Source organism: Streptomyces sp. (genome assembly GCF_035563135.1).
Taxonomy (GTDB): domain Bacteria; phylum Actinomycetota; class Actinomycetes; order Streptomycetales; family Streptomycetaceae; genus Streptomyces.
The window spans coordinates 1-3,828 of the sequence record NZ_DATMVN010000267.1 but is presented as its reverse complement, the minus strand read 5'-3'; the positions used below and the strand labels follow the sequence as shown (position 1 = coordinate 3,828).

Here is a 3,828-nt window from a genome sequence, read left to right as displayed (position 1 = left end):
CCCCTTCGGTGCCCGGCGGCGCGACACCGGAACCCAGCACCCCGGCCACGCCGGACGCCGGCGGCACCACCCCGGCCCCGCCGGACCCGACGGGAGCCGGTGAGGACCCGGACCAGCAGGGCGGGGACGCGGCCGGGCCGGGTACGGAGCGCTGATCCGGGCGCCCTCCCCCGCGGCCTCAGTCCCCCAGCACGCGGCGGAGGTAGGCGTTGGCGAACAGGCGGTCCGGGTCGAGCCGGTCGCGTACGGCGGTGAACTCGCCGAACCGGGGATAGGCCGCGGCGAGGTGACCGGCGTCCCGGGTGTGGATCTTGCCCCAGTGTGGACGTCCGTCGTATCCCGTCATGATCCGCTCGACCGCCGTGAAGTACGCCTGGTACGGCGTGCCCCGGTACAGGTGCACCGCGATGTACGCGCTCTCCCGGCCCGAGGCCGTGGAGAGCGCGATGTCGTCCGCGGGCGCCGTACGGACCTCCACCGGGAAGCTGATCCGCAGCGGCGAACGCTCCACCATGGCCCTGAGCTCACGCAGCGCCTCGACCGCCGCCTCGCGCGGCAGGGCGTACTCCATCTCGACGAAACGCACCCGCCTGGGACTCGTGAACACCTTGTACGGGATGTCGGTGTACATCCGGGCCGACAGGGCGCGGCTGGAGACCCGGGCGAGAGGGGGAATGGCCCCCGGGACCGCCCGGCCGACCGAACAGGCGACCTGGAAGAGCCCGTTGGAGAGGAGCTCGTCCTCGATCCAGCCGCTGACCCGGCCGGGCGGAGCCGCGGGGCCCGCGCTCCGGTTGTTGCGCTTGGTGGTGCAGTTACGGGTGTGCGGGAACCAGTAGAACTCGAAGTGTTCGTTCTCCGCGACCAGCTGATCGAAATCGGCCGTGACCCGGTCGAAGGTCATCGGCTCCTCGCGGGCCGTGAGCAGGAAGACCGGCTCCACCGCGAACGTGACCGCGGTGACCACGCCGAGCGCCCCGAGACCGATCCGCGCCGCCGCGAAGACGTCCGGGTGCTCGCCCGCCGAGCAGCGCAGCACCGTGCCGTCGGCCGTGACCAGCTCCAGGGCGCGGATCTGCGCGGAGATCGACCCCGAGTCGCGGCCGGTGCCGTGGGTGCCCGTGGAGGTGGCCCCGGCGACCGTCTGGTCCATGATGTCGCCCATGTTGGTGAGGGAGAGCCCCTCCCGGGCCAGCGCGGCGTTGAGACGCTTCAGCGGGGTGCCGGCCTCGACCGTCACGGTCATCGCCCTGCGGTCGATGTCACGGATGCCGGTGAGCAGATCCGGGCGTATGAGGACCCCGTCGGTGGCCGCGGTCGCGGTGAACGAGTGACCGGTGCCCACGGGCTTGACCGTCAGGCCGTCCTCGGACGCCCTGCGGAGCACCTCGACGAGCTCGTCGACGGACGCGGGGGACTCCACGCGCGCCGGCCCGGCGGTCACGTTGCCCGCCCAGTTACGCCACGTGTTCGCCGTCCGTGCGTAGGTGTCGGTCATCTTCCCCGCGCCCTCCCGTAGGCACCGGCTCCGCGAGCCGGCGATACCCCAGGAGCGCCACCGCGGCCGCGAGCGCTCCCGCCACGACGGGCACCGCGTACCCCGCCTCGGCCCCCGAGGCGTCGACCACCCAGCCTGCGGCAGAGGAGCCGAGCGCCACTCCGACCGCGAGTCCGGTACTGGTCCAGGTCATGCCCTCGGTCAGCTGGGTGCGCGGTACGTGCTGTTCGACGAGGGCCATCGTGGTGACCATCGTCGGTGCGATGGCGAGGCCCGCGACAAAGAGCGCCACGGCCAGGAACGGCAGGCTCCCGGCCAGTTGGAGGGGGATCATACTCACGGCCATCGCGCACACCCCCACCAGCCACCTGGTGGACGGCCTGCCGCGCAGGTGCAGCAGGCCGAAGACCGCTCCGGCGAGGCAGGAGCCCAGGGCGTAGACGGCGAGCACGAGGCTGGCCGCCGCCTTGTGGCCGCGCTCCTCGGCGAAGGCCACCGTCACCACGTCCACCGCCCCGAAGACCGCCCCGGTGGCGACGAAGGTGATCACCAGCACCTGGAGCCCGGACGAGCGCAGGGCCGAGCCGCCCGTGCGGTGCTCCTTCGGGTGCGGCCTGGGCTCGGTGGCCCGCTGGGCCGTCAGCCAGAAGACCCCGGCCACCAGGAACACGCCGGCGATCAGCGGACCGGCCTCCGGGAACCAGGCCGTGGACAGGCCGATGGAGGCGATCGGCCCGAAGATGAAGCACACCTCGTCGACGATCGACTCCCACGCGTACGCGGTGTGCAGTGAGCGCCCGGAATCCCGGTAGATCTCCGCCCAGCGCGCCCGGACCATCGACCCCACACTCGGGACGCAGCCGGCGCCCGCGGCGAAGACGAACAGGGTCCAGTCGGGCAGCCCCTGCTGGGCGCAGACCAGCAGCCCCGCGACCGACGCGGCCGCGAACAGCGTGACGGGGCGCAGCACACGGCGCTGCCCGTACCGGTCGACCAGCCGGGAGACCTGCGGCCCCATGACGGCCGCCGCCATGGCGAGCGTCGCGGAGAGCGCACCCGCCAGTCCGTAGCGGCCGGTCAGCTGGGAGACCATCGTCACCACGCCGATCCCCATCATGGACAGCGGCATCCGGCCGAAGAATCCGGCGGCCGAGAACGCACGGCTGCCGGGAGCGGCGAAGATGGCGCGGTAGGGGCTGGGCAAGGGGACTCCGGAGAAGCCTGTCAGGTGTGCAAGGGCTGATACAGCTTACGGGGGTCATGGACCGCCGATGGCGGTTGCCGCACTGTCGGAGGCGGGTGGCAGGATCGGGTACATGTCCGATCTGCGTGATGCCGCTCCCTACGACGCCCTGCTGCTGCTCTCCTTCGGGGGTCCCGAAGGCCCCGACGACGTGGTCCCGTTCCTGGCGAACGTGACGCGTGGCCGGGGCATCCCCGAAGAACGGCTGAAGGAGGTCGGCAAGCACTACTTCCTCTTCGGCGGCGTGAGTCCGATCAACGCGCAGAACAGGGCGCTGCTCGACGCCCTGCGCAAGGACTTCGCGGACCACGCCCTGGAGATCCCGGTGTACTGGGGCAACCGCAACTGGGCCCCGTACCTCACCGACACCCTCCGCGAGATGATCACGGACGGCCACCGCCGGATCGCCGTGCTGGCCACCAGCGCCTACGCCTCGTACTCCGGCTGCCGGCAGTACCGCGAGAACCTGGCGGAGTCGCTGTCCGCACTGGAGGCGGAAGGACTTCCGGTGCCCCGCGTGGACAAGCTCCGGCACTACTTCAACCACCCGGGCTTCGTACGCCCCATGGCGGACGGCGTGCTGGCGTCGCTGGCCGACCTCCCCGAGGACGTCAGGGCGGGCGCGCACCTCGCGTTCACCACGCACTCCATCCCGACCTCCGCCGCCGACACCTCGGGACCGGTGGAGACACACGGCGACGGCGGCTCGTACGTCGCAGAGCACCTGGACGTCGCCCGGCTGATCGTCGAGGCCGTGCGCGAGGAGACCGGCGTCGACCACCCGTGGCAGCTCGTCTACCAGTCACGCAGCGGCGCACCGCACATCCCGTGGCTGGAGCCCGACATCTGCGACCACCTGGAGGCACTCCACGGCGCGGGTGTCCCGGCGGTCGTCATGGCCCCCATCGGCTTCGTCTCGGACCACATGGAGGTGCTGTACGACCTCGACACGGAGGCCACCGCGAAGGCCGCCGAGCTCGGACTCCCGGTGCGCCGCTCCGCGACGGTGGGTGCGGACCCCCGGTTCGCCGCGGCCGTGCGTGAGCTCCTCCTGGAGCGTGCCGCCGCCGAACAGGACCGCCCGGTC

Annotated in this window: 3 protein-coding genes; 1 reads left to right on the top strand and 2 read right to left on the bottom strand. The window is 72.2% G+C overall.

Translation table 11 applies throughout. The features are described 5' to 3' along the window. Positions 1–178: 178 nt before the first annotated feature. Entirely contained in the window at positions 179–1,498 is a 1,320-nt protein-coding gene (locus tag VN520_RS11665) for a D-arabinono-1,4-lactone oxidase (RefSeq protein WP_325746809.1), read from the bottom strand. Beyond that, entirely contained in the window at positions 1,458–2,702 is a 1,245-nt protein-coding gene (locus tag VN520_RS11660) for an MFS transporter (protein WP_325746808.1), read from the bottom strand. Before VN520_RS11660 ends, VN520_RS11665 begins: the two co-directional genes overlap by 41 nt. A gap of 112 nt (positions 2,703–2,814) precedes the next feature. On the opposite strand from VN520_RS11660, the gene VN520_RS11655 reads away from it, so the two are divergent. Continuing rightward, on the top strand, positions 2,815–3,828 hold a 1,014-nt coding region (locus VN520_RS11655), incomplete at its 3' end, for a ferrochelatase (protein ID WP_325746807.1).

Excerpts from the sequence above, each read along its gene's own strand:
- VN520_RS11665 (WP_325746809.1), bottom strand. The coding sequence starts at position 1,498 with ATGACCGACACCTACGCACGGACGGCGAACACGTGGCGTAACTGGGCG.